This is a genomic window from Ruegeria sp. H4 (assembly GCF_056533065.1).
On sequence record NZ_JBQFOC010000003.1, the window covers coordinates 140,764 to 158,558 of the forward strand.

Annotated in this window: 17 protein-coding genes; 1 reads left to right on the top strand and 16 read right to left on the bottom strand. The window is 58.3% G+C overall.

Annotated features, from left to right (window positions below):
* Nucleotides 1–3 precede the first annotated feature (3 nt).
* The 13 genes from ACR0KG_RS16935 to trpS form a co-directional block, all read right to left on the bottom strand.
* On the bottom strand, nucleotides 4–771 hold the full coding sequence (locus ACR0KG_RS16935; RefSeq protein WP_353012104.1) for a TIGR02186 family protein: 768 nt from the start codon (nucleotides 769–771) through the stop codon (nucleotides 4–6).
* A gap of 2 nt (nucleotides 772–773) precedes the next feature.
* Nucleotides 774–1,694: a sulfite exporter TauE/SafE family protein gene (locus ACR0KG_RS16940; RefSeq protein WP_480548573.1), complete on the bottom strand. Its 921-nt coding sequence runs from the start codon at nucleotides 1,692–1,694 to the stop codon at nucleotides 774–776.
* A gap of 256 nt (nucleotides 1,695–1,950) precedes the next feature.
* Nucleotides 1,951–2,919 carry an ABC transporter permease gene (locus tag ACR0KG_RS16945; RefSeq protein ID WP_170535868.1) on the bottom strand — a complete coding sequence of 323 codons (969 nt, stop codon included), beginning with the start codon at nucleotides 2,917–2,919 and terminating at the stop codon, nucleotides 1,951–1,953.
* On the bottom strand, nucleotides 2,919–4,013 hold the full coding sequence (locus ACR0KG_RS16950) for an ABC transporter permease (protein WP_480544341.1): 1,095 nt from the start codon (nucleotides 4,011–4,013) through the stop codon (nucleotides 2,919–2,921). Before ACR0KG_RS16950 ends, ACR0KG_RS16945 begins: the two co-directional genes overlap by 1 nt.
* Nucleotides 4,014–4,016: 3 nt before the next feature.
* Nucleotides 4,017–5,546 carry an ABC transporter ATP-binding protein gene (locus ACR0KG_RS16955; protein WP_480548575.1) on the bottom strand — a complete coding sequence of 510 codons (1,530 nt, stop codon included), beginning with the start codon at nucleotides 5,544–5,546 and terminating at the stop codon, nucleotides 4,017–4,019.
* A gap of 91 nt (nucleotides 5,547–5,637) precedes the next feature.
* Nucleotides 5,638–6,636, bottom strand: coding sequence for a BMP family lipoprotein (locus ACR0KG_RS16960; protein WP_353011925.1), 999 nt, complete (start codon nucleotides 6,634–6,636; stop codon nucleotides 5,638–5,640).
* A 152-nt stretch (nucleotides 6,637–6,788) separates the two neighbouring features.
* Nucleotides 6,789–7,208 (bottom strand): GNAT family N-acetyltransferase, encoded by a 420-nt coding sequence (locus ACR0KG_RS16965; RefSeq protein ID WP_480548577.1) that lies wholly within the window; start codon nucleotides 7,206–7,208, stop codon nucleotides 6,789–6,791.
* Nucleotides 7,205–7,795 carry a tRNA (adenosine(37)-N6)-threonylcarbamoyltransferase complex dimerization subunit type 1 TsaB gene (gene tsaB / locus ACR0KG_RS16970; protein ID WP_480548579.1) on the bottom strand — a complete coding sequence of 197 codons (591 nt, stop codon included), beginning with the start codon at nucleotides 7,793–7,795 and terminating at the stop codon, nucleotides 7,205–7,207. The genes ACR0KG_RS16965 and tsaB overlap by 4 nt, the downstream gene beginning before the upstream one ends.
* Nucleotides 7,785–8,348, bottom strand: a complete 564-nt coding sequence (locus ACR0KG_RS16975) for a NifU family protein (RefSeq protein WP_480548581.1) — start codon at nucleotides 8,346–8,348, stop codon at nucleotides 7,785–7,787. Before ACR0KG_RS16975 ends, tsaB begins: the two co-directional genes overlap by 11 nt.
* A gap of 69 nt (nucleotides 8,349–8,417) precedes the next feature.
* Nucleotides 8,418–9,011, bottom strand: a complete 594-nt coding sequence (locus ACR0KG_RS16980; protein ID WP_480548583.1) for a DsbA family protein — start codon at nucleotides 9,009–9,011, stop codon at nucleotides 8,418–8,420.
* A 1-nt stretch (nucleotide 9,012) separates the two neighbouring features.
* Nucleotides 9,013–9,468, bottom strand: a complete 456-nt coding sequence (locus ACR0KG_RS16985) for a universal stress protein (RefSeq protein ID WP_170535882.1) — start codon at nucleotides 9,466–9,468, stop codon at nucleotides 9,013–9,015.
* Nucleotides 9,469–9,544: 76 nt separating this feature from the next.
* On the bottom strand, nucleotides 9,545–10,408 hold the full coding sequence (locus ACR0KG_RS16990; protein WP_480548585.1) for a branched-chain amino acid aminotransferase: 864 nt from the start codon (nucleotides 10,406–10,408) through the stop codon (nucleotides 9,545–9,547).
* 58 nt (nucleotides 10,409–10,466) lie between these two features.
* The gene (gene trpS, locus ACR0KG_RS16995; RefSeq protein ID WP_480548587.1) at nucleotides 10,467–11,495 is read right to left on the bottom strand and encodes a tryptophan--tRNA ligase; all 1,029 of its coding nucleotides are present in this window, start codon (nucleotides 11,493–11,495) and stop codon (nucleotides 10,467–10,469) included.
* Between the two features lie 86 nt (nucleotides 11,496–11,581).
* Here trpS and ACR0KG_RS17000 point away from each other — a divergent pair, with 86 nt between their 5' ends.
* Nucleotides 11,582–12,268, top strand: a complete 687-nt coding sequence (locus ACR0KG_RS17000; RefSeq protein ID WP_480548589.1) for a rhomboid family intramembrane serine protease — start codon at nucleotides 11,582–11,584, stop codon at nucleotides 12,266–12,268.
* Here the strand turns inward: ACR0KG_RS17000 and murJ are convergent, their stop codons facing one another.
* From murJ to ACR0KG_RS17015, 3 genes are read right to left on the bottom strand one after another with little or no spacing between them, the layout of a single operon-like run.
* Nucleotides 12,269–13,810: a murein biosynthesis integral membrane protein MurJ gene (gene murJ, locus ACR0KG_RS17005; RefSeq protein ID WP_480827928.1), complete on the bottom strand. Its 1,542-nt coding sequence runs from the start codon at nucleotides 13,808–13,810 to the stop codon at nucleotides 12,269–12,271.
* Nucleotides 13,807–16,626, bottom strand: a complete 2,820-nt coding sequence (locus ACR0KG_RS17010; protein ID WP_480548593.1) for a [protein-PII] uridylyltransferase — start codon at nucleotides 16,624–16,626, stop codon at nucleotides 13,807–13,809. The genes murJ and ACR0KG_RS17010 overlap by 4 nt, the downstream gene beginning before the upstream one ends.
* Entirely contained in the window at nucleotides 16,586–17,758 is a 1,173-nt protein-coding gene (locus tag ACR0KG_RS17015; RefSeq protein ID WP_480548595.1) for a penicillin-binding protein activator, read from the bottom strand. The genes ACR0KG_RS17010 and ACR0KG_RS17015 overlap by 41 nt, the downstream gene beginning before the upstream one ends.
* Nucleotides 17,759–17,795 lie beyond the last annotated feature (37 nt).

Genomic DNA, 17,795 nt, shown 5'->3' on the forward strand with positions numbered 1-17,795 from the left:
TTTTTACTTTTCGCGCAGCAATCTGAACGCGGTTGAGGCACCCCAACCCGCTACGATTGCGATGACCAGCGACATCAGGCCATACCACACCGGTTGCTCGCGCGACATGGTATAAAGAAACCGCTCCAGCCCCACTTTGCGCACGTCAATCGTTGTCTCATAGCGCGACACGACCTCGCCGCCTCTTGTCAGAAAGATACGCGCCACATAGTCACCTTCGGTCAGGTCTGCAGGCATCGCAACCGAGGTGCGAAACAGGGTTTGCTCATCCACTGCCACCGTGTTTTCACGGATGGAATACAGGTCTTCGCTTTCCCGAATGCGCACAACTGCTTCGGCAAAATCCTGAGCGCCTTGAATGTTCATCGCGGCGCCAACAGACCTAATGGCCCGCTCGATTGAGATACGATAGCGCAGGTCTTCGGTGTCGGTGATGATATCGTCAAACGGTGCGCTGGTGGCGACCGCATAAAAGCTGGGCGCAAGGTCGACCAGTACACTGTCGGTGTTGACCCAAATCCCTAGCCTGCGGGCCTTGCGGCGCACGGTGATGGGTTCTGACGGGCCTGCCAAGGCGACGATAACCTCAACCGGGGGACCTTCGGGGATTGGGGCCTCGCGTTTGATGGCGCCGAAGATCAGAATCTCAGACCCATCGAAATTCGCGGTGATCGCGACGCGATCCTGACTGAGCCCAAGAACCACCTGTTCCTCTGCGGCGGCGGCGGGCAAGCACATCAGACATAGGGCGGCAAAGAACGCGCGGACCATCATCAATGCCCTCCGCTTGCGCCGAGGGAGTATAGCTCGCTCGGTTCCAGAAGCAGATCAAGCGCCAGCTTGCCACAGACCACAAGGACCAAAGCCGCCAGAAGAACGCGCAGTTGTTCGGCGGGCATGCGGGCTCCGATCACGGTACCGATCTGGGCGCCGATCACGCCGCCCACCAGCAAGAGAACGGCCAACACAATATCGACCGTGTAGTTGGTGGTGGCATGCAGCATGGTTGTGAAGGCGGTGACGAAGATGATCTGGAACAAAGATGTTCCGACCACAACCTTCGTCGGCATTCCCAGCAGGTAAATCATGGCCGGGACCATGATAAAGCCTCCGCCCACGCCCATGATGGCGGACAAGATGCCGACACACAGCCCGACGACAACCGGCGGGATGACCGAGATATACAGGCCAGAGGTGCGAAAGCGCATCTTCAGAGGCAGTGAATGTACCCAGCCACGTTGGCGTCGTTTGGCAGGCCCACCTGTGCCTTTCTTCACGCGTCGCAGGGCGCGCAGGCTTTCGACGAACATCAGGCTGCCGATGACACCCAGAAAGACCACATAGCAAAGCGTGACCAGCAGATCGACCTGGCCCAGACTTTTGAGATAGTTGAAGATCACCACACCCACGGCGGCCCCGATAAGGCCACCCACCAGAAGCACCGTGCCCATCTTCAAATCTACGGTTTTTCGTCGAAGATGCGCCAGCACACCCGAAAACGAAGACGCGACGATCTGATTAGCTTCGGTTGCAACAGCAACCGCCGGGGGAATGCCGATAAAGAACAGCAGCGGGGTCATCAGGAACCCCCCGCCGACGCCAAACATACCGGACAGGATGCCGACCATCCCCCCCAGCCCTAGTAGAAGAATGGCATTTACAGAGACTTCGGCAATGGGAAGGTATATTTGCATGGTTTCTTCTAGGCGCGCCGGGAACGATTGCGCAACGATACAATGCTGTCGCGGCGGGAACGGGTTGGCAACTGGATTCGACCCAAGTTCTGAACAGTCACAAGCCCAACGTCAACAGCGTGCCAAGGCCGCCGAGCTGTGAAATCTATCCGAGACCAGAGGTTCATACCCTCTTAGAGCGGTTGCGGCATGCAAAATCAACTCTGCATGCCGCTTTGCAGCGAACAGGACCCAAATTTGTTCCGAACTGGACTTATCAGCGTTCCTTCACATAGGGTTCGCCGCCTGCGCGTGGGGGAACGGCCTTGCCGACAAACCCGGCCAGGATCACCACAGTCAGGATGTAAGGCAGGGCGTCCATCACCTGAACCGGGATCACGACCCCGCCCAGATCGATATTCTGGAACCGCAGGGCGATGGCTTGTAGCAGACCGAACAACAGGCACGCCCACATCGCATGCCATGGCCGCCATTTTGCGAAGATCAGAGCTGCCAAAGCGATGAACCCGCGACCGGCTGTCATTTCTTTGACAAAACCCGCCTGCAAGGCCGTAGCAAGATAGGCCCCGGCAATCCCGCATAGAATGCCGCAGATCGCAACGGCCGCAAACCGCAAGCCAACGACCGAAACGCCAGCTGTATCGACCGCCGCCGGGTTTTCACCCACGGCTCGCAGGCGCAGGCCAAACCGGGTGCGATATAGGATCCACCATGTGAGAGGCACCATCAGGAAGGCGACGTAGACCAGTATCGAATGTCCGGACAGAAGTTCCGAGTAGATTGGACCGATAACCGGAACGTTGCTTAGCGCCTCTGCAAAGGGAAACTCTATGGGTTCAAATCGGCCACCGCCAAACAGGGACGGGGTACGCCCGCCTTGCTGAAACCAGCTTTGCGCGATCAGAACGGTCAGCCCCGAGGCCAGAAAGTTGATCGCCACGCCCGAGATCAGTTGATTGCCCCGGAAGGTAATCGAAGCCACCCCGTGCAAGGCCGACAAGATAAGCGACGCACCGATACCCGCCAAAAGACCCAGCCAGACTGATCCAGTCACTGCTGCAACGGCTGCCGAGAAGAAAGCAGACATCAGCATCTTGCCCTCAAGCCCGATGTCGAAGATGCCAGCTCGTTCCGAATAAAGCCCGGCCAGACAGGCAAGCAGCAGAGGTGTCGCAAGGCGAATGGTCGAATCGAGGACTTGAATGAGTGTGATAAAGAACTCCATCACTCCGCCCCTTTCCGCAGACCCAGGAACAGCTTTTCAAGCGGCATGCGCACCATATTGTCCAGCGCCCCTGTGAACAGGATAACCAGCGCCTGAATGACGACGATCAGCTCACGCGGGATCGAGGTCCAAAGCGCAAGCTCGGCCCCACCCTGATACAGGAAGCCAAACAGGAGCGCGGCAAGAAACACGCCAAACGGATGCGAGCGTCCCATCAGCGCGACGGCAATACCAATGAACCCGGCCCCTTCGGTCGAATTCAGGACCAGACGCTCCGCCTCGCCCATCACGTTATTAATTGCCATCAAACCGGCCAGCCCGCCCGAGATCAGCATGGCAATGATGGTGATCCGTACCGGCGAAATCCCAGCGTAAACGGCTCCGGTTTCGGTTTTGCCATAGGATCTAATCTCGTACCCAAGGCGCGTGCGCCAGATCAGAGCCCACACCACGACACAAGCCAAGATCGCCACGAAGAATGAGATATTGGCGGGTGCGCCTCGGAACATCACGTTCTCAGCGGTCGAGAACATGGATTGGAACGTCGGCAGATGTACGGCCTCGGGGAATCGCGCTGTAGCCGGGTCCTGCGAGCCCTGAGGGCGCATTACATTGACCAGCATGTAGTTCAGAAAGGCAGCAGCGATAAAGTTGAACATGATCGTGGTGATCACGATATGGCTGCCGCGCTTGGCCTGAAGATAGGCAGGGATTGCGGCCCATGCCGCACCGAACAAGGCGGCCCCAAGCGATGCGGCGGCCAGCGCAATACTCCAATGCGGCCAGGGAATGTACAGACATACCATGGCTACGCCAAGACCGCCCAGCATCGCCTGTCCTTCGCCGCCAATGTTGAACAGCCGCGCATGAAAGGCCACGGCCACGGCCAGCCCGGTGAACATGAAGTTGGTTGCGTAGTAGAGTGTATAGCCCCAGCCATAGGTCGACCCCAGCGCGCCCGTAACCATCAGGTTCACGGCTTCAACCGGGTTCTCACCAATGGCCAGAATGACCAGCGCCGATAGGATCGTGGCCAACAGCAAGCTGATCACCGGGATCAGCACGACATCGGCCCATTTAGGCATCTTTTCCATGCTTTAAGCGGCCTCTTCCGCAACACCGGCCATCAGCAGGCCCAGTTCTTTTTCATCGGTCTCGGCAGGCAAACGCTCACCCATGATATGCCCGTCGAACATCACGGCGATCCGGTCGGACAGCGAGAAGATCTCTTCCAGCTCGACCGAGACCAGCAGGATCGCTTTGCCCTGATCGCGCAGGGCGACGATTTGTTTGTGAATGAACTCGATTGCGCCAATATCCACGCCGCGTGTCGGTTGTCCGACCAGCAGCAGATCAGGATTCCGCTCGATTTCGCGTGCAACGACGATTTTCTGTTGATTGCCACCAGAAAAACTTTTGGCGGCCAGCCACGGGTCGGGCGGGCGCACGTCAAACTTGGCGATCTTGGCTTCAGTATCGGCGCGCAAGGCGGCGTTGTCCATGAACAGACCGCGCTGATAGGCGCGATCGCGGTGATAGCCAAAGGCAACATTCTCCCACGCGTGGAAGTCCATCACCAGCCCTTCGCGCTGGCGGTCTTCGGGCACATGCGCGATGTGCTGCGCGCGTCGCGCCTGACCATCCGATCCGGCACCGCTGAGTGCCAGAGGGGTGCCGTTCAGCTTGATCGAGCCTTGACCGGGGCGCATTCCGCCCAGAACTTCCAACAGTTCTGACTGACCGTTGCCCGCAACCCCTGCGATGCCGACGATCTCTCCCGCGCGAACGGTTAGGTCGATGCCTTTGACCCGCTCAACGCCCGTGCTGTCGAACACTTGCAGATTCTCAATTTCCAGTATGGGCTTGCCCGGCTGGGCGGGTACTTTGTCGACTTGCAGCAGTACCTTGCGGCCCACCATCAGTTCGGCCAGTTCTTCGGGGCTGGTCTCGGTAGTTTTTACGGTCGCCGTCATCTCACCGCGTCGCATGACCGACACGGTATCGGTGTTTTCCATGATTTCACGCAGTTTATGCGTGATCACGATGATCGTTTTTCCTTCGGTCCGCAGCCGATCTAGGATGCGGAACAGCTGATCCGCCTCAGAGGGGGTCAGAACGCCGGTTGGTTCGTCCAGAATCAGGATCTCGGCCTTGCGATAAAGCGCTTTCAGAATCTCGACCCGCTGCTGCATCCCAACGCCGATCTCGTCGATGCGTTTGTCGGGGTCGACGAACAGCTCGTATTCTTCTTCCAGCGCTTTCAGTTCTTTGCGGGCTTTGGACAGCGACGGGGCCAATAGCCCGCCATCCTCGGCGCCCAGAACGATATTTTCCAGAACGGTGAAGTTTTCAACCAGCTTGAAATGCTGAAACACCATGCCGATGCCCGAGGCGATAGCCGCCTGGCTATCCGGTATCTCGGTCTTGGTGCCGTTGATCCAAATCTCACCTTTATCGGCTTTGTAAAAGCCGTAGAGAATGCTCATCAGCGTGGATTTGCCCGCACCGTTTTCACCGATGATCCCGTGGATCGTGCCGGGGGCGACGCTGATGGAAATGTCTTTATTGGCTTGAACCGGCCCAAAGGCTTTGGAAATCCCTTTGAGCTCAATGGCGGGGACGGTCATGTCTTGTCCTTGGGTTGCCGAAAGGGCCGCGTTTGCACATAGCGGCAGAGTGGAAACGGGACGGAAGGCCAAGCCTCCGTCCCGCGAAAGATCAGAACTGCAGTGCAGGGCAGCTGTCGTTCTCGTAGTAGCTGACGACGGTCACATTGCCGTCGATGATGTCCTGACGTGCCTTGTCGACCGCGCCTTTCATGTCATCCGAGACCAGCGAGGCATTGTTGTCGTCCATTGCGACGCCCACGCCTTCTTCGGCCAGACCCATGGCGAATACGCCGGTTTCAAGGCCTTCGCCCGCGCTCATAGCGTCATAGACGGCCACGTCCACGCGTTTCAGCATCGAAGTCAGAACTTTGCCCGGGTGCAGGTGGTTCTGGTTGCTGTCCACGCCGATCGACAGGATGCCTTCGTCGGCTGCAGTTTGCAGAACGCCGACACCGGTGCCGCCTGCGGCTGCATAGATTACGTCAGCACCCTGGCTGATCTGCGCCTTGGTCAGCTCGGACCCTTTCACCGGGTCGTTCCAGGCAGCCGGGGTGGTGCCGGTCATGTTGGCAACAACTTCGATATCTGGGTTCACAGCTTTGGCGCCTTGCGCATAGCCGCAGCCAAAGTGGCGGATCAGCGGGATATCCATACCGCCGATAAAGCCAACGGTGCCGGATTCCGACGCCATCGCGGCCATCATGCCAACTAGATATGACCCTTCATGCTCGGCAAATCCGATCTGACGGATGTTTGGGGCATCCAGCCAGGTGACGTCGACGGCGACGAACTTGGTGTCAGGATAGTCACCGGCAACGGCGGACAGCGGATCGGCCATGGCAAAGCCCATGGTGATGATTGGGTTCGCGCCCGCTTCGGCAAAGCGACGCAATGCCTGTTCGCGCTGAGCTTCGGATTGCAGTTCAATCTCGCGGTAGGTGCCGCCGGTTTCCTCGGCCCAGCGTGTTGCGCCATTGTGGGCCGCTTCGTTGAACGATTTGTCGAACTTACCGCCCAGGTCAAAGATCAGCGCCGGCTCGGCCAGAGCTGCGCCAGCTGTCAGTGCGACCGCCGCAGCGGCACCCATCAAAGATTTCATCAGGGTCATTTTTTACTCCCGTTGGTTTTTGTCGGTCCGGAACCAAGATAGCCCCGTTTACCCACTCAGAGCGAGCATAACCGTTGTGATGACGGGAATTAAGGGTGTTTGCAACCGGCAGGGTCAAGAGGTTTTTGACCAGTTGGTCCAAAAATTGTGCCTTAGTTAAGGTGGAACAGGTATTCCATGACCATTGCGTCGCAGGTTTCGCCGGATTTTCGGGCATAGTAGCCCTTTCGCTGCCCACAAGGCCGGTATCCGCACCGTTCATACAGCGCAATTGCGGGCAGGTTGTCGGCGGCCACGTCCAAAAAGGCGCGTTTTGCCCCAAGCGTTTTGGCCTTAGAATGCCAGTCCGCCATGCATTGCTGGCCAAGACCCCGCCGCTGATACGCGGGGTGAGTCGCAATGGTCAGCAGTTCCGCTTCATCCGCGATGACCTGAAACAGGGCGAAAGAATCACTTGATCCAACGCAGTGCGTAAACGGGTTTGCCAGCAGGTCGGCAAACTCTGCCGCTGTCCACGGGCGGGATTGTGTGAATGCAGCCGCATGTGTTTGGGCCATCTCGTGTGGGGTCATTCGTCCAGTAGCACCGGAGGTTGGTCGCCGGATGGCGCGGCATCAGCAGCCCGGACATACAGCGGGGCAGGTGGGTCTGAGACGTCTTTCCAGCGACGCGCAGCAACTGTGGCAATTGCCTGTGCCTGTGCTGCCGGATCGGAGCAAAAGAACAGCTGTCCGAGCGTGTCTGCCTCGATTTTGGGCATCAGGCGCGCGGGGCCGTCGCATTGCTGCAGATAGACCTGTTCGCGCGGTGCCTGAATGGCCGGGATCTGACCGTTCGGTGCGATTTCGGCCAAGGCATCGAAGCCTGAAACCCCGACGGCCGGAACACCTAGCCCCAATGCCAGACCCCGCGCTGCCGAGACCGAGATTCGAATGCCAGTGAAGTTCCCCGGTCCGACACCGACGCCAATTGCGTCAAGATCGGCCCAGATACAGCCAGCTTGCCCTAAAACGTCTTCCAGTAACGGCATCAGCCGTTCGGCTTGTCCGCGCGACATGGCCTCGGCGGTTGACACAATGATTTGCCCATCCCGCAGCAAAGCGGCCGCGCAATGCGCGGCCGATGTGTCAAATGCCAATATTGTTGGGTCAGACGGCAACCGGGCGAACCTCGGTCACTTCGGGAATATAGTGGCGCAGCAGGTTTTCGATGCCCATTTTCAGGGTCAGGGTCGAAGACGGGCAGCCCGCACAGGCCCCTTGCATATGCAGATAAACCACGCCCCGGTCAAAACCGTGGAACGTGATGTCACCCCCATCCTGTGCAACCGCGGGCCGGACGCGGCTGTCCAGCAGGTCCTTGATCTGATCCACGATTTCCGAGTCTTCACCGGTATGTTCCGCATGGCCCGAGGCCGCTGTCGCGTCAGCACCCATGACCGGTTGGCCGGACTGAAAATGTTCCATCACCGCGCCAAGGATGGCGGGTTTGATGTGATCCCATTCGACAGAGTCAGATTTGGTGACCGTGACGAAGTCATTGCCAAAAAACACGCCGGTCACACCGTTGACACCAAAGATACGCTTGGCCAAAGGGGATTTCTCACCCGCTTCGACGGTTGGGAAATCCGCTGTTCCCGCTTCCAGCACCGTCTGGCCGGGCAAAAACTTCAACGTAGCCGGGTTAGGGGTGGATTCGGTCTGAATGAACATGGGGCAGCTCCATCTGAGATGCCTCTGATATGCGCGTGGTGCTCGTGGAAGTCAAGATTTGGAACGGTTCTAAATTCGAGTTGCGTAGTCCAACGCCTCGTCCAATCTGTCGTCACCCCAGAACAGTTCGTCGTCGACGCAAAAACTCGGGGCCCCAAAGATACCCTTTTCCTTGGCGCGTTCAGTCTGCTGGAACAAGGCGGATTTGATGTCCGGTTCACCGGTTCGCTGCAGCAAATCTGGTGACAACCCGGCCTTGTCCAAGCAGGCCAAAAGCGTCGCTTCGTTCGAGATTTCTTGCCCATCTCCAAACTCAGCATTGTAGACCGTGCGTACAAATCGGGCCTTATCAGCGGGGTCGTCGATTGCCAAAACCAGCCGTGCCGCGCGCAGGCCATTTTGGGGAAAAGGGTCCGGTTTCTGAAATGGCAGGCCCCGTGCGGAGCATAACCTTTCCATATCGCGCCACATATATACGCCCTTGGCGGGGTAGAGGTTGAACGGCGATGTGGTCCACCCCTGTTCCGCAAAGATTGGCCCCAGCAGAAAGGGCTGCCAGTCGACCACTACGCCGCGATCAGAGGCGGCCTGTTCGATACGCATAGCGCTGAGATAGGAATAGGTCGAGGCGAATTCGAACCAGAATTCGACCCGTGCCCCCATATCAGGTGATTTCCTCAAGTTTTTCCTTGCTTAGATCACCGGGTACGATGGTGATAGGAATTGGCAGGCTGCCCGAGCTTTTGGTCAACTGGGTGATCAGGGGGCCGGGGCCTTTCTTGTCGGTTCCTGCGCCCAGAACCAGCACCCCGATCTCAGGGTCTGATTGGACATGTTCGATGATCTGAGGCACGGGATCGCCCTCGCGGATCGCAAGTTCAGGATCGACGCCCTGTTTGTCGCGCATCCATTTGGCGAACACCTCATAATGCGCATGGATACGCTCGCGTGCTTCTTCCCGCATCACTTCGGCCACGCCGATCCAATGGTTAAACTCATCCGGCGGGATCACCGACAGGATCGTGACACCGCCACCGGTGTGCGAGGCGCGCATGGCGGCAAAGCGCATCGCGTTCAGGCATTCGCGGCTATCATCCAATACGACCAGAAACTTGCGCATGGGGGTCCTCATTCATTTCGGGGATCATGCCCGACCAAATGCGTACTGGCAACTCGGGCAAATCCCAGGTGATTGACTAGCCTTCGCTTGCAGCCCAATCCCAGTAAAGCGTGCGGGCGCGCCGGGCAATAGGGCCAATCTGATATTGCGTATCGTCCAGAGCAGTCACGGGCGTCACTTTGTTCATGTTCCCGGACATGAACACCTCTTCCGCTGCGTGGAAATCATCAAAGCTCAGGATGGTTTCGTGGATCGTGACACCATCCGCGCGTAAATTCGCGATATGACGCGCGCGGGTGATCCCGGCGAGAAACGTGCCGTTCGGGATCGGGGTGAATACCTCTCCATCTTTAGCCATGAAGATATTGGCGGTTGCAGTCTCGGCAACATTGCCCATTGCATCTGCGACAAGCGCGTTTGAGAACCCTTTGGCCTTCGCCTCGGCCAACATACGGGCATTGTTGGGATACAGACACCCGGCCTTGGCGTTCACCACGGCAGACTCCAGAACCGGTCGCCGAAACTGAGTAGTTGTCAGCGTGACAGAGGCCGTTTCGGGCGCCATCGGGATTTCTTCCAGACAGATGGCAAATCCTGTGCTGTTTTCCTGCGGCACGATTGCGGTGTGATCGCCATCAATGCCCCAATACATAGGGCGGATGTAAACAGCGCTATCCGGGGCGTAGGTTTGCAGCCCCTCACGCACCAATTCTACCATGCGCTCAGGAGTTACAGTCGGGGTCAGCATCAGCGCTTTGGCGGATCGGTTGACGCGTGCGCAATGGGCCAGCAAGTCTGGCGCCATGCCGTTGAAATAGCGCGCCCCGTCAAAGACAGAGGATCCCAGCCATGCACCGTGATCTGCCGCGTGCATGATAGGCGCGTCCCCATCATGCCACTGCCCTTCGAAATAGGTGCGGATGTTTTTGCCCGTTGCCATGACGCCCTCCCAATCTTTGGGCAAACCTAGGAGGGCGTCAGGCGAAGGTCCAGTGCAATCAGCGCGTCGACGCGCCGACCATTCCCACGATCTCGTAGGTCTGTCTCAGGATCGGCACGGTGATCTCTCGCGCGCGTTCGGCACCACGGGCTAGGATGCGGTCGATCTCGGACTGATCATTCATCAATCGAGCCATCTCGGACGAGATGGGCGAGAGCTTTTCGACCGCAAGATCGGCCAGCATCGGTTTGAAGTCTCCGAATTGCTTGCCGCCCACATCTGAAAGCACCTGTTCCACGCTTTGATCCGAAAGGGCCGCGTAGATATTGACCAGATTACGTGCCTCGGGCCGGTCGTCCAGACCGTCAGCTTCCGATGGCAGAGCGTCCGGGTCCGTTTTGGCCTTGCGGATTTTCTTCGCAATGGTGTCAGCATCGTCCGTCATGTTGATGCGGCTCATATCTGACAGGTCGGATTTGGACATCTTCTTGGACCCGTCCCGCAAGCTCATGACCCGCGTGGCTGCCCCTTCGATCACCGGCTCTGTGATCGGAAAGAAGTCCACGCCGAAATCATTGTTGAACTTGATTGCGATATCGCGCGTCAGCTCCAGATGCTGTTTCTGATCATCCCCCACGGGCACGTGAGTCGCGTGGTAAATCAGAATGTCAGCCGCCATCAGCGACGGATACGCAAACAATCCCAGCGAGGCGTTCTGCGTATTCTTGCCCGCCTTGTCTTTCCACTGAGTCATGCGCTGCATCCACCCCATCCGGGCGACGCAGTTGAAGACCCAACCAAGCTGCGCGTGTTCCGGCACCTGGCTTTGGTTGAACAGGATCGATTGTTCCGGATCAATGCCAGCCGCGATGAACCCGGCGCATAGCTCGCGGGTATTGTGCGATAGCACTGCGGGGTCCTGCCATGTGGTGATCGCGTGCAGGTCGACCATGCAATAGATGGTTTCGAACTCTGGCCCCTGCATATCCACAAAGCGCTTCAGCGCGCCCAGATAGTTGCCCAAGGTCAGCCCGCCCGAAGGCTGGATGCCGGAAAACACGCGCGGCGTGAATTGGGTCTGGGTCATCGAAAGGAACTCCCGTCTGGAAAAATCAGCCCTCGTCGCTTACCCATGAGGGTAAGGGACGTCAACAGCCGCGAAAGGCCCGGCAGATGAGCAGTGAGCATTATACACCCGCCGTGAACCCGCTACCGCCCGTGGTGGTGGCGCTGGTTCTGTTCATCATGGGGATCGAGCTGGCTTTTATTCTGGGCGAACGCGGCCTGATCGGCGGGCCTGGGGCCATAGGCTGGCGCACGCAGGCGATAGACAGCTATTCGTTCTTTGTCAGCCAGTTTGACCGGATGTTGCAGACAGGGCAGTGGCGCGCCGACTATCTAATGCGTCTGATCACCTATCCGTTTGTCTCGTTCAACTTCACGCAATCCGTCTTTGTTTGCGTCTTCGTTCTAGCGATGGGCAAGATGGTTGCCGAAGTGTTTGGCAGCGTTGCGATGTTGCTCATCTTTGTGCTGTCTGGTGTCGGCGCAGCTGTGGTTTATGCGTTGATCCTGGCTCCTGGCGCGTATCTGGTTGGCGGGTTTCCATCAGTCTACGGCTTGATCGGAGCGTTCACATGGCTTTTGTGGCGTAAGCTTTCTTTGGTGGGCGAGAACCAGGCTAGGGCGTTTCAATTGATTGCGGTGCTGATGGGAATTCAGTTTCTGTTTCGATTGATCTTTGGCGGTGCGCCGGATTGGATCGCCGATCTGGCCGGGTTTGCCACCGGGTTCGGATTGTCATTCTTTCTGGCACCAGGTGGTTGGGCCCGGATCAGAGGCCGCATTCGGCGGGATTGATCAGGACCGTCGCAAGGCGCGTTTGAACTCGGCCAGCTTGAAAGCCCCCAACAGGTGTCCAAGCACAAAATACGTTACGGCTGCGACGCTGATCAGACCCAATAGGGCAAGATAACGCCAGCCTGCCAACGCGAAGGCCCAACCAAACAACTGGATGGCAGCAAACAACACGACACCCATCCCAACCGAAGCCGCCCCAATCCGCCATGCCCGTTGTTTGAACCGATCATCGAACCGCGCCTCATCGCCCATGCGGCGCGCGCCGATGGCCAGTAAGGCGACCATGGCCCATCCAGCGGCAGAGGCGGCAATAGCGGGCGCAATCCATCCGACCAGCGGATAGAGCCCAAAGGCCAAAGCCGCGTTGATGATCATGGCGACGACGGCATAGCGAAAGGGCGACCGCGTATCCTCGCGCGCAAAGAACAAGGGTTGCAGCAGTTTCTGCAGCATGAAAGCGGGAAGCCCGACGCCATAGACGGCAACGGCCAGCGCCGTGGCGGCGGTATCCTCGGCGCTGAATTGGCCCCGTTCAAACAGGACCGAGACCAGTGGGATTGGGATGATCAAAAAAGCGATGATCGAGGGCAGCGTGAGCAGCAGCATAAACTCCCCCGCGCGAGAAAAGGCGTTGCGTGCGCCATCTTTGTCATCCGCGCGCAGGCGTCGGGACAGATCAGGCAGCAGGACGATACCGATAGCAATCCCCACAACGCCCAAGGGGAGTTGATACAGCCGATCTGCCGCAAAAAGCCAACTGACGGCTTTTTCGGTTTTTGAAGCAACCAATTGTCCAACCACCAGATTGACTTGTGTGACACCCATCGCCAAAGCCGCCGGTATGGCGATGCGAACCATGTTGCGCATCTCGGGGCTAAGTCGGGGTACGCCGGGGCGAATGCGGATGCCGGCCCGTTCCGTTGCTACCCAGACCAGTGCCAGTTGTGCGACACCAGCAACAGGGATCACTGCGATCAGCCAGCGAATGACCTCACCCCCGGATAGCGCGCCGAAAATCAGGGCCGTACACGCAAAAATGTTCAGCAAAACGGGGGCTGCAGCGGCGGCTGCAAAGCGCCCGGTTGCGTTCAGGACACCCGAGAACAATGCCGCCAGAGACATAAAAAGGATGTAAGGAAAGACGACATAGCCATAGTCAACGGCCAGATCGAACCTTTGGTCTCCATAAAACCCTTCTGCCGTTAGCCAAACAAGGCCGGGCATGAACACCATGGCCAGACCAACCAGTGCCAGTACGGCGGCACCTAGTAGATTAAAGGCATCCTGCGCGAACCCTTCGGCGTTTTCATCGCCCTCCAGCCGTTTCGAAAACATCGGTACAAAGGCCGCGTTGAATGCCCCTTCGGCAAAGAACCTGCGGAACATGTTGGGCAGGCGGAACGCGGCGACAAACGCGTCCATCACCGGTCCGGGGCCGATATAGGCGGTCAGCAGAATCTCTCGCAAAAACCCAAGGATACGGCTGGCCAGGGTCCAGAACCCAACCGTAAACAGGCCCGAAAACAACCGGATTTGCTTCATGAGACCGCGCGCTCGGCGCCTTCGGTGATGGCTTTGCGCAGCTTTGCCTCAAGCCCGCGTTGCTTGCTTTCCGAGTGGTACTTCAGGCCAAACATATCTTTCACATAGAAAGTATCCACAACCTGTTCGCCATAGGTCGCGATCACCGCGTTGGCGATATAGACGTTCGAGGAAGCAAGCGTACGGGTCAGATCATACAAAAGCCCTGTCCGATCACGGGTATCTACCTCGATGATCGTGTAAATCTCGGAACCCTCGTTGTCGAAGGTGATATGGGTCGGCACGTTGAAGGCGCGTTCGCGTTTCTTGATCTTGTCGCGGGATTTCAGTGCTTCACCGGCGACCACCTCACCTTTGAGCGTCTTCTGGATCATCTGCGTTAGGCGCGGCAGGCGCGAAGCTTCGAATGGGTGACCCTCGGCATCCTGTATCCAGAACGCATCGGTGACATAGCCGTCCTTGGTGGTGTAGCTGCGCGCGTCCACGACATTGGCACCGACCAATGCCAGCGCACCGGCGATCCGTGCGAAAATGCCGGGGTGATCACCCATCGCAAAGCAGGCGCGGGTCGCATCACGATCTTCATCCGGGTGTAGGCGAATTTCCATTGCCCCCGGATCGCCGCTGATCTCAAGCGCGCGCAACATCTCGGCAAATTCGACATGAGCCGACAGAGGCAGACCCTGCCAATAAGGCGCATAGTGACGACCAGTTTCTGTCTTGAGGTCTGTCTTGGTCCAGTTGGCCAGTTCGGCCCGCAACGCCTTTTTCGCCTCGGCTCCACGATTGGCGCGGTTCAGGACCTCCAGTCCGGTGTCCAATGCACGTTTGGTTTCAGCATGCAGCGCACGCAGCAGGGTGGCTTTCCAGTTGTTCCAGGTGGTTGGCCCGACGCCGCGAATATCACACACCGTCAGCACGGTCAGCAGGTCCAGCCGCTTGACGGTCTGCACCGCCTTGGCAAAGTCGCGCACCGTGCGTGGGTCCGAGACGTCGCGTTTTTGTGCCATGTCTGACATCAGCAGGTGATACCGAACAAGCCATTCGACGGTTTCACATTCGGTCTTGTTCAACCCAAGCCGTGGGGCCACTTTGCGCGCGATTTGCGCCCCAAGGATCGAATGATCTTCGGGCCGCCCTTTGGCAATATCATGCAGCAACAGCGCCACATACAAAACCTTGCGATTGACGCCGCCTTCCAGAATTGATGAGGCCAATGGCAAAGCCTCAACCAATTCGCCACGTTCAATCTGAGCCAGGTTCGTGATGCATTGGATGGTATGCTCGTCCACCGTGTAGCTGTGATACATATTGAATTGCATCATCGCGACGATGGGCTCGAACTCGGGCAGGAAAGCCGATAGCACGCCAAGTTCGTTCATGCGCCTTAGGGCGCGTTCGGGGTTGCCGTGTTTGAGCATCAGGTCCAGGAAAATGCGCCGCGCTTCTTTATCGTTGCGCATGTCTTCATCGATCAAGTGCAAATTGGCCGTAACAAGGCGCATGGCGTCGGGATGGATCAACATGCCGGTCCGCAGCCCTTCTTCAAACAGGCGCAGTAAGTTGACCTTGTCAGACAGAAACGCATCCGGGTCGGCAATGTCCAGCCGCCCATGCACAACCTTGTAACCGTCTTTGACCTGAGGACGCCGGCGGAAAATCCGTTCCAGCAGCGGGGCACCTTTCACATGCGCCGCTTCCAGCTTGGTCAAGAAGATTCGCGTCAGTTCGCCTACGCGGGTCGCTTCGCGGAAATACCGCTGCATGAAAACTTCAACCGCGCGTCGCCCGGCACGGTCTTTGTATCCCATGCGCTCGGCCACTTCGACTTGCAGGTCAAAAGTCAGCTGTTCAGTTGCGCGGCCGGTCACTAGATGCAGATGTGATCGAACGGCCCACAGGAAATCTTCGGCCTCGACAAATGTTTGGAATTCTTCGGGTGTGAACAACCCCAAAGGCACCAGTTCGGCCACGTCCTGGACACCGTAGATATACTTAGCGATCCAATACAGCGATTGCAGGTCACGCAATCCGCCTTTGCCCTCTTTCACATTGGGCTCGACCATATAGCGCTGGCCCTGCTTCAGGTGCCGGGCGTCGCGTTCTTGCAGCTTGGCTTCGATAAACTCGCGCTCGGTTCCTTTGAACAGCTCGGATTTAAGCCGTTTGTCCAACTCATCCGCCAGCGCCTTGTCACCCGCCAGATAGCGTTGCTCCAGCATAGCTGTGCGGATGGTGAAGTCCTCAGCCCCGAGGCGCAGGCAGTCTTTGATCGTGCGAGAGGAGTTCCCGACCTTTAACCGCAGGTCCCACAGGATATAGAGCATGGATTCGATCACGCTCTCGGCCCAGGCGGTGATCTTGTAGGGCGTCAGGAACAGCAGATCCACGTCGGATGCGGGGGCCATTTCGCCCCGCCCATAACCGCCAACCGCCAGAACGGCGATCCTCTCGCCTTGCGTAGGCGTGGCAAGCGGGTGCAGCCGTTCGCTGGACACGCGCATTGCTGTGCCCACCAACTGATCGGTTAGGTAGGTATAGGAACGCGTCAAGGGGCGCGCCTCAAATGGGCGCTTCGCGAAGGCATCCGCAATCGCTTTGCGCCCGGATTTTTGTGCCTCCCGCAGGATTCGCACCGTTTCTGCCCGCATGGCGGTATTGTCCGCGCAGGTCTCAAATGCAGCTGCCAAGTGTTTCGTCACATTGGCGCTGTCGAAAATGTCGTTGGCGGGGCAGATCAGTTCAGCATCAGGCGCTGTGATCAGGCCGGGCCGGTCAGAAACCGGCACCAGCGAAGCTTTGTGGGGCAGGGTCAATCACAACCACCTGTTTGTTCTGGATCGTGGCGACGGCCAGACCGCGTTCGTTGGTGCCGTTCGGACGCAGGCGGAATATGCCGCCCACGCCTTGGAATCCGGCGTTCTGGGTCAGGGCTGCTCCGGTCAGCGCATTGGATTTGCCTTGTGCAACCAGCGCGCCAATGGCGGCGATCCCGTCATAGGCCAGGCCGCTGATCGGATGCGGTGCTTCGCCATAGGTCGCGTTATAGCGCTGACGATAGGATTGCGCCTTGGATGGGTCGGGCAGGGCAAACCAGCCCCCCTGAACCCCTGGCAGTTCAAGTGTTTGTGCTGGGATATCCCAACGCGTCAGGCCGATGAATTGCGTTGTGGCGGGGGACACGCCCGTTTCGGGCAAAAGCTGTGTCAGCAAAGGCAACGCCCCAGCTGTTGTCGCCGTCAGGAAGACCGAGTCCGCACCGGAAGAATCGACGGTGGCCTTGATGGTCGGCACCGCGTTGATCACCCCTTGTTGCGAGCGGTCATAGGATACGTTGCCCGCGTTGTTGACCGGGCTGCTGCCTAAGGCAGAGGCAATTGCAGATTGCCCCAACTGGCCGGCTGCGTCGTTGCTGTAGACGATCACGGTTCCGGTTTTGCCTTGAGCGGCCGAATAGTTCACCAGCCGGTTCGCTGTGTTCTGGAAGGTTGGACCAAGAACAAAGACATTGCCTCCGGCGATGCTGGTATTGTTCGAGAAAGACAGGACATTGACGTTTTTGTTTAACACGGCCAAGCCAGCGGCATTTGCGGCCTGCGCGTAAACCGGGCCAATAATGATCTTTGCACCGTCTGCCACAGCCTGTTGCGCGACTGTCGAGGCGGTGCCCGCATTTCCGGCCGTGTCATAGACCCGAAGGTCGACTTTCACGTTCGGCAGATCAGACATGGCAAGCCGAGCGGCATTTTCGAGGCTTTGTGCCAATGCGGCGTCTCCGGCCTGACCTGAACCGCGCGGCACCAATAGGGCGACCGGAACGGGATCGGATGTATCGATTGATGGACCTCCGCCAAGGCCGCCGGGCTCACAGGCTGACAGTAATGCTGCGATGGCCAGGGCCGCTGCGGCTTTCGCCAGCTTGCTTACGGGCTTGCAAACAGTAAACATCTAAAAGAAAACTCCCTGATCCGGCAGCGCGCGACGC

What these genes read in the sequence shown, in the direction of transcription:
- ACR0KG_RS16945 (WP_170535868.1), bottom strand. Translation starts at nt 2,919, where the DNA reads ATGGAGTTCTTTATCACACTCATTCAAGTCCTCGATTCGACCATTCGC.
- ACR0KG_RS16990 (WP_480548585.1), bottom strand. Translation starts at nt 10,408, where the DNA reads ATGGCAACGGGCAAAAACATCCGCACCTATTTCGAAGGGCAGTGGCAT.
- ACR0KG_RS16975 (WP_480548581.1), bottom strand. Translation starts at nt 8,348, where the DNA reads ATGTTCATTCAGACCGAATCCACCCCTAACCCGGCTACGTTGAAGTTT.
- ACR0KG_RS17000 (WP_480548589.1), top strand. Translation starts at nt 11,582, where the DNA reads ATGAGCAGTGAGCATTATACACCCGCCGTGAACCCGCTACCGCCCGTG.
- ACR0KG_RS16950 (WP_480544341.1), bottom strand. Translation starts at nt 4,013, where the DNA reads ATGGAAAAGATGCCTAAATGGGCCGATGTCGTGCTGATCCCGGTGATC.
- ACR0KG_RS16935 (WP_353012104.1), bottom strand. Translation starts at nt 771, where the DNA reads ATGGTCCGCGCGTTCTTTGCCGCCCTATGTCTGATGTGCTTGCCCGCC.
- ACR0KG_RS16980 (WP_480548583.1), bottom strand. Translation starts at nt 9,011, where the DNA reads ATGGGGGCACGGGTCGAATTCTGGTTCGAATTCGCCTCGACCTATTCC.
- ACR0KG_RS17015 (WP_480548595.1), bottom strand. Translation starts at nt 17,758, where the DNA reads ATGTTTACTGTTTGCAAGCCCGTAAGCAAGCTGGCGAAAGCCGCAGCG.
- ACR0KG_RS16955 (WP_480548575.1), bottom strand. Translation starts at nt 5,546, where the DNA reads ATGACCGTCCCCGCCATTGAGCTCAAAGGGATTTCCAAAGCCTTTGGG.
- ACR0KG_RS16940 (WP_480548573.1), bottom strand. Translation starts at nt 1,694, where the DNA reads ATGCAAATATACCTTCCCATTGCCGAAGTCTCTGTAAATGCCATTCTT.
- murJ (WP_480827928.1), bottom strand. Translation starts at nt 13,810, where the DNA reads ATGAAGCAAATCCGGTTGTTTTCGGGCCTGTTTACGGTTGGGTTCTGG.
- trpS (WP_480548587.1), bottom strand. Translation starts at nt 11,495, where the DNA reads ATGACCCAGACCCAATTCACGCCGCGCGTGTTTTCCGGCATCCAGCCT.
- ACR0KG_RS16965 (WP_480548577.1), bottom strand. Translation starts at nt 7,208, where the DNA reads ATGACCCCACACGAGATGGCCCAAACACATGCGGCTGCATTCACACAA.
- ACR0KG_RS16960 (WP_353011925.1), bottom strand. Translation starts at nt 6,636, where the DNA reads ATGACCCTGATGAAATCTTTGATGGGTGCCGCTGCGGCGGTCGCACTG.
- ACR0KG_RS16985 (WP_170535882.1), bottom strand. Translation starts at nt 9,468, where the DNA reads ATGCGCAAGTTTCTGGTCGTATTGGATGATAGCCGCGAATGCCTGAAC.